Annotated in this window: 5 protein-coding genes and 2 pseudogenes; 5 read left to right on the forward strand and 2 right to left on the reverse strand. The window is 39.0% G+C overall.

Features of this window, described 5'->3' with window-relative positions; all coding sequences use genetic code 11:
* Nucleotides 1-82: 82 nt before the first annotated feature.
* The 4 genes and pseudogenes from ACFIO5_RS09000 to ACFIO5_RS09015 all read left to right on the forward strand — a co-directional run.
* A pseudogene (locus tag ACFIO5_RS09000) lies at nt 83-1,348 on the forward strand (portal protein); the annotation flags it as partial.
* Between the two features lie 13 nt (nt 1,349-1,361).
* Nucleotides 1,362-2,255, forward strand: coding sequence for a hypothetical protein (locus ACFIO5_RS09005; protein WP_375680941.1), 894 nt, complete (start codon nt 1,362-1,364; stop codon nt 2,253-2,255).
* Between the two features lie 91 nt (nt 2,256-2,346).
* Nucleotides 2,347-3,471, forward strand: a complete 1,125-nt coding sequence (gene bgtG / locus ACFIO5_RS09010; protein WP_273788714.1) for a BaGTA-type gene transfer agent major capsid protein — start codon at nt 2,347-2,349, stop codon at nt 3,469-3,471.
* 19 nt (nt 3,472-3,490) lie between these two features.
* Nucleotides 3,491-3,871, forward strand: a complete 381-nt coding sequence (locus ACFIO5_RS09015; RefSeq protein WP_375633221.1) for a hypothetical protein — start codon at nt 3,491-3,493, stop codon at nt 3,869-3,871.
* Nucleotides 3,872-3,905: 34 nt separating this feature from the next.
* On the opposite strand, the gene ACFIO5_RS09020 is transcribed toward ACFIO5_RS09015, so the two are convergent.
* On the reverse strand, nt 3,906-4,187 hold the full coding sequence (locus ACFIO5_RS09020; RefSeq protein WP_273788712.1) for an addiction module antidote protein: 282 nt from the start codon (nt 4,185-4,187) through the stop codon (nt 3,906-3,908).
* Nucleotides 4,168-4,479: a type II toxin-antitoxin system RelE/ParE family toxin gene (locus ACFIO5_RS09025; protein WP_017196508.1), complete on the reverse strand. Its 312-nt coding sequence runs from the start codon at nt 4,477-4,479 to the stop codon at nt 4,168-4,170. Before ACFIO5_RS09025 ends, ACFIO5_RS09020 begins: the two co-directional genes overlap by 20 nt.
* A gap of 65 nt (nt 4,480-4,544) precedes the next feature.
* Here ACFIO5_RS09025 and ACFIO5_RS09030 point away from each other — a divergent pair.
* Nucleotides 4,545-4,859 (forward strand): annotated as a pseudogene (locus ACFIO5_RS09030) (hypothetical protein); the annotation flags it as partial.
* Between the last annotated feature and the right edge of the window lie 1,546 nt (nt 4,860-6,405).

The following is a 6,405-nucleotide window of genomic DNA, read 5'->3' on the forward strand; positions in this document are numbered from 1 at the left end:
TAAGATGAGAGAATCTTACGTTATTCAGGGTTCTCATTCAATATGAATAACGCTAGATTATGATTATAAATCAATGCCTTGAACGCTTGTTGAATGCCGTTGGTTTGAAAGCGAGCGATATTACAAAGCGCCCGATTTAAGCACTGGAGAACTTCGTGATTATAGCGAGGAAGAATTTAAGCAGCTCCAGTGCATGATGCCCGATATCCAAGGGGCAGCTTTCAATAAAAAGGTCGTAAAACGTGCTTTTTTAGGGAGAAAATTGCTTGAATCCCCTGATCAACCTTTGGTTCCAGCGGGTCAATTGGGTTGGGAGTGTATAACAGGGTATTTTGATAAGATAGAACGGCAATTTTATGGGGTTGTCCGTCCGACAAAAGATCCACAACGATGGGCGAATAAATATTTTAGTCAAGTGATGTATATCCTTAATAGCCAATCCAAAGGGGGGCTTATTGTCGAGGAAGGGGCGTTTAAGGACATCAGGCAGGCTATGCAAGATTGGGCGCGGGCTGATGCGTTGCTAGTTGCTGAAGATGGCGCTCTTGCAGAAGGCAAGATACAACCAAAGCCTGTAGCACAGTTTCCAGAGGGCTTTTTCCAGCTGTTTAATGAAGCTAAGGAAGCAATTAATCAGGTGACGGGTTTATCACCCGAATTCATTGGTACAAGGGAAGTGACACAAGCGGGTATTTTGGAGGCACAACGACGCCAATCCAGTTTAAATCTGCTTGCTTGTCTGTTTGATGGTTTACGTTTGTACCGCAAGCGGCAAGGTAAGATTATTTTGCACTTGATACAGAATTACTTGTCCGATGGTCGTTTGGTACGGATATCTGGTGAGGAGAATGCGCAATATATTCCATTGACGCGTGAAGAAGTAACGAGTGTCGAGTATGATATTGTAGTTGATGATGCGCCAACCAGCCCGAATGAGAAAGAGCGCACCTTCGGTATCATCACACAGCTGCTCCCATTGCTTCAAAATGCCATTACGCCGGATATTATGCTTGATCTACTTCGTTACTCACCCTTGCCTGCGTCATTACTCAATCGTGTCAGTGAGAAGTTCCAACAGCAACAAATGGCACAACAACAGCAGATGGATCCCGAGCAGGAAATGAAGTTGCAGGAAAAGCAACAAGACTTAGAGACGAAAGCACAGATGCATCAGATGGATTTGCAACAAAAGCAGATTGATCTTTTTGTGCATCAAGAGAGAGCAAAAACAGACGCAGAACTGATGAAGCAACGCTATGAGATTGAACGGCAGAAGCTTCTCAATGATCAGGCACACAATCAGATTATGCGAGAGCGAATAGCATTACACAGAGGTATGCATAGTTGAGAAAGGTGAAAGAATGAATGCAGAAATGAATGAAGCTATGAATGAAGATTACAGAGTTGGAGCACCGGTCTTTGATGATGAGAGCTCTTTTGATGCTGGCACTTATGATGGTGAAACGATTGATAATGATGATGTCACCTCTCCAGAGCCGGTTGCACAGCCCGTTGAAAAACCTTCAGAGATTGTTCCTAGTATAGAACAGCAGCGTATGGAGCAACAAGCCAAACAAGCCCGTGAAGCGCTTGTCAAGTTTTATGAACCCCAATCCCAGACGCCAATGGTTGAAGGTGAAAATGCACCCCCAGACCCTACACAAGACATTATTGGCTATATGAGTTGGATGGGAAAAAAGATTCGAGAGCAGGATGCGTATATTAGGGAACAGAAAGAAGCGCTAAGACAAGCTGAGGAACAGCAGCAGCACGATATGCGTCTTGGTGAATTTTTTAATAATTCTGTTAAGTCGTTTCAAAATAAATCCAGTGATTTTGATGCCGCGGCAAATTTTCTTTATGAGGCACGCGCAAAGGAATTGAGTTCTTGGTCATCACTTTATCCTGAGTATGGACAACAAAACACAATAGATGCGATTATAAGAGATCAATTGCATGCGCTTGTAGCGACTTGTGCACAAAGAGATCTCAATCCGGCAGAAGAAATTTATAGAATAGCACAAAACCTTGGCTATCAGAACCAAGCAGTGCAAGCGAATAATCAAGTTGCAGAACTTCAAAGTCGGCAGAATTCTGCGAGAACCTTAACGGCATCTGGTGGAGGGGGCGTGACGGGTCCACTTTCATGGGAAACGATGGACGCTATGACGGATAAAGAGTTTCAAGCGTGGTACAGTAATCCAAAGAACCGAGTGCTTATACGCAAATTGAGTGGTGCAGATGATGAAGATTAAGTGAAAGACTTTTAGAGAATAAGCCGCCTTTGGTGCGGGTTGGTGGTCCGGCTTTAAGCCGGTTTTTTTATAGCAAAGAAAGGTGAAATAAATGGCAACAACACATATAGGGATTAATGATCCCCATGCGTTAAAAACATGGGCGAGAATTCTTGATGCGGAGGTCTCCAAAGCAACTCCTATTGCTCCTTTGATGGGGCAGGATTCCAATAGCATTATTCAGGTGAAAACAGAGACGCAAAAAGGCAAAGGGGATTGTGTAACATTTAGTCTGCGAGCTCAGTTATCAGGACGTGGTGTGAGTGAGGGTGAAACCCTTGAAGGCAATGAAGAGGCACTACAATTCCTTCATGATAAACTGTATATCAATGAACTTTATCATGGAACAAGAATTGCCAATGAAGGCACTATTGATAATCAGCGCACATTGTTTAATTTGCGCGAAGAAGCCAAAAACAGTTTATCAGATTGGTATGCGGACCGTTTGAGTTTGATGTTTTTCGTTCACGCTTGCGGTTATACAGCCAACAGGCTTAATTTTGAGGGAGAACTGGTTGATCTTGATCCTCTTTTTTGGGGCTTTAATGCACCATTAGCTCCAAGCAGTAAGCGCATTGTGCGACCAGAAGCAAAAACCAAGGATGAAGAGCTTACAGAAAAAGCCAAACACAGCTTTAATCTTAAATTGATAGATGAAGCGGTTCAGTGCGCTAAGCTAGCGAATCCTAAAATTAGACCGGTTCGCGTGAATGGCGAGAGTGTTTATGTGTTGTATTTGCATCCCATTCAGGTGACACAATTGCGCACTAATACAGAGACGGGTCAATGGCTTGATATTCAGAAAGCTGCTTATACCGGTTCGCGTTCCAAAAACCCAATCTTTGATGGTTCTCTAGGCATGTACAACGGTGTGATTTTACGTGAATCAGAGCATGTCACCAATGGTGTTAAATCCACGGATAGTACACGTCTTGCAGGTGTGCGCCGTGCTGTTTTGCTTGGAGCGCAAAGTGTCGTTATGGCATTTGGTAAGAGTTACGGTAAGACCCGCTATAAAATCGAAGAAGAAACCTTCGACTACAAACGCGAATACGGTTTTGGAGTGCATACAATTATGGGCATGAAGAAAACGCGTTTCCAAATGCCCGGAAGAGCACAAGGAGCCCAAGATTTTGGAACGATAGTTATCCCCACCTACAGCGGTGAAGTTGAGTGATGAGGAAAGGAAATAGGACATGGTAGATGGCGTAACAGGACACTTACACGGCAGAGATCTTCATACACATCAGGTCAGTTTTTTGCGTTTGAATATCTCGCATAAAGATAAGCATTTGACGCGCAAAATCGGGACTTTACCGCGTGGTGCAATGATCCTTTCGATTAAAGCGTTTGTGAAGACAGCGTTTTCGGATGCGAAATTAAAGATAGGCAGCACCTATGGTGGTAATGAGTTTAGTGAAAAGGATATCAAAACCCAAAGCACTCAAGATTTTACATCAACCAACCAAAAAGAGTTTGTTCCAGAAGATCAAGAGCTTACGCTTTATGCAACACGGGATAAAACAACCGCGGCTGGTGAGTGTGTTGTGGTCGTGCAATTCGTGACCAATCGTTGAGAGGTATAGGGGAAGGCTTAATTCCCCTCACGATTTATGGAGCAGATTGTACAGAGAGTTGTAAATTAAGGGCAGATAAGACAGCGACTAAGGTAGAAAGTTTAGGATCACCTGTTTTGCTTAAAGAGCGGTATAATCCACTGCGTTCGCGATTGGTTTCTTTTGCTAAGGCACTCATATTTTGTGCTCTAGCAACAATACCAAGGGCATCCGCTATATGAGAGGCATCACCAGTTTTAAAGGCTTCATTTAAAAAGACTTCTTGAGATTCTGGTGTTGTAAGGTGTTTTTCAAAGTTAAAGGTTTTCAATTTCATTTTTAAGATCCTCTAAAAGAGATAAGGCTTTTTGAATATCACTGGATTGTGTGGATTTGTCACCACCACAAAGCAATATAATGATTTTATCGCCTTTTTTTGTAAAATAAATTCGGTAACCAGCACCATAGTGGATACGTAATTCACCTATACCATTAAAAAACTTTGCATCACCCAAAAGCCCTGAACGAATTCTATGAAGCCTTGCAAGAATTATATTAGCAGCTTTTCTGTCTTTAAGTTTTTCTAACCAGTTATCGAATTCATCTGTTGTTTTTATTATCGCTACCATCAGTGCACTATACTACACAATATATATAATATCAATAGTAATAATTTTTACTGAGAGGTATTTTGATGACACGTCATTATATTCGGATTAAAACCGGAGGACCGATACCAGTAAAGCGAGATGTTTATCGTCATAAGAGAACACTTTCGCACTTAGTGTCGGTCATTCAAGATGAGATTGATGACATAGCCGATGAGTATGTTCAACAAATCCAAGAAAGCATTTTTGCAGCCATTCGTTTTTGTGAACGGGAGACCTTTTACTTTAACGAAAGCCGTGATGTGGTGTTTGAGACACGGGCGGGACAAGGTGTTTATGATGCAAGCACTACCAGCCATATCGAAAGTGCTGTTAAAATCAAAAACGTTTATCTGAGTTCGATAACATATTATGCATAAAAAACCAATAAAGTCAATAGGTTGTGTGAAATTATTTTATATGAATCCACTTAAGAATCCACACTTTTATGCATGATTCATTTGATCATTTTTTATATAAGATTGCCATGCATGAATAGACCATAAAAAGCAAATCATGATACAAATATTATAACGCATGTGTGCATTCAAATGAAATGAAAAGCAGCTATCATTCATAACAGTTTATAAATCTTATGATACGTTTTTATCACAGTACAAATCACATTGTTTAAAATTTAGTTGTTTGGAATTATCGATAACATACGTTTAAAGATCACATCTTGTTTTAATGATTGGATTGTTAATCGCATGATAAAAACAAAATTAACGGTCCCCAAAATTGGGGAGCGCAAAATCTAAAGATGTTATAGTATCCTATAAGAAAGTAATCATTTAAAACTTTTATAAGCTTATAGGTTTAATTTATAAAGATTGCATAAAAGGATTTAAAGACAAGATCACTTTTAAAACGCTTTCTAAAAGTTTAGAAAATGATAAGTAATCAGCATAAATATAATATCATGACATATAGAATGAAAATCACAATGTTATGTCTTATGAAATCAAAAGCTTTTTAATGATATAATGCAAGCAAGAAAAATTTAAAACCATTGTAACATCATAAGGCATGGGATTTTACTCAATTTTGAGTCAAAAGCTGTAATATTTAAAGAATGCTCTATTCTAAGATAACGAGCTCGAATTTGAGCTGGTTGATTTTGCCAACTCAAAATTGAGCCGGCTAATATTTAAAGAAATTATCTTTTAATGAAAAGTACAAATACGCTTATGAGAACCTCTTTAAATGCACGTTTAAACGTTTGAAACATAAAATGAGATCTTTATAATAAACGAAAACTTCTTTTTATCACAGTTATAACTTAGTTATCATTTGCTCTTAAGAACGTTTCATTTATGAAAAACGAAGATCTAGATTTCACAGCAGAGCAAAATCTTGAAAACCTTACATTTTATAAAAGCGTTTGTTTATTTATCTTATGAAAAGCTGCTTTGTAAAAACCAACGCTTCCAAATGTAAAAAGAACGTTTTTACAAGACATTCACTTAATATGCATTTGCTTTTGATTGGATTGATAAAGCTACCGAGCATTTTGATTTGTTTGATACGTTTAATAGCCATAACAAGCGTTTATAGGCTCTGTAATTCAAATGAGTTATTAAAGATCATACGCACATTTACGTTTCTTTTGATAAGTTTTCATATCTCTCATAGAGTGCTTGCAATATGATACGTTTTGTATATATGCATTCATTACTCCATTGTGGATGATTCATTTTAATCATTAGAATAGACATTTGAAAGCCGCGTCATATCATTTGGCACGGCTTTTTTTTATGAATGCTATCTTTTATGAGATGTTTATAGCAATGCGTTTTATATGCGTTTATACACCATAAAGAAGGCACGTCCCCCACGCCGTTCTTTATTCTGTTTTATCAGTTATATTGACAACATTATCCCTTTCATACACCTCACAATTTTTTG

The organism is Bartonella sp. AA86SXKL (assembly GCF_042196885.1).

Coding starts and splice junctions, on each gene's coding strand:
- ACFIO5_RS09005 (WP_375680941.1), top strand. CDS start 1,362: ATGAATGCAGAAATGAATGAAGCTATGAATGAAGATTACAGAGTTGGA.
- bgtG (WP_273788714.1), top strand. CDS start 2,347: ATGGCAACAACACATATAGGGATTAATGATCCCCATGCGTTAAAAACA.
- ACFIO5_RS09015 (WP_375633221.1), top strand. CDS start 3,491: ATGGTAGATGGCGTAACAGGACACTTACACGGCAGAGATCTTCATACA.
- ACFIO5_RS09020 (WP_273788712.1), bottom strand. CDS start 4,187: ATGAAATTGAAAACCTTTAACTTTGAAAAACACCTTACAACACCAGAA.
- ACFIO5_RS09025 (WP_017196508.1), bottom strand. CDS start 4,479: ATGGTAGCGATAATAAAAACAACAGATGAATTCGATAACTGGTTAGAA.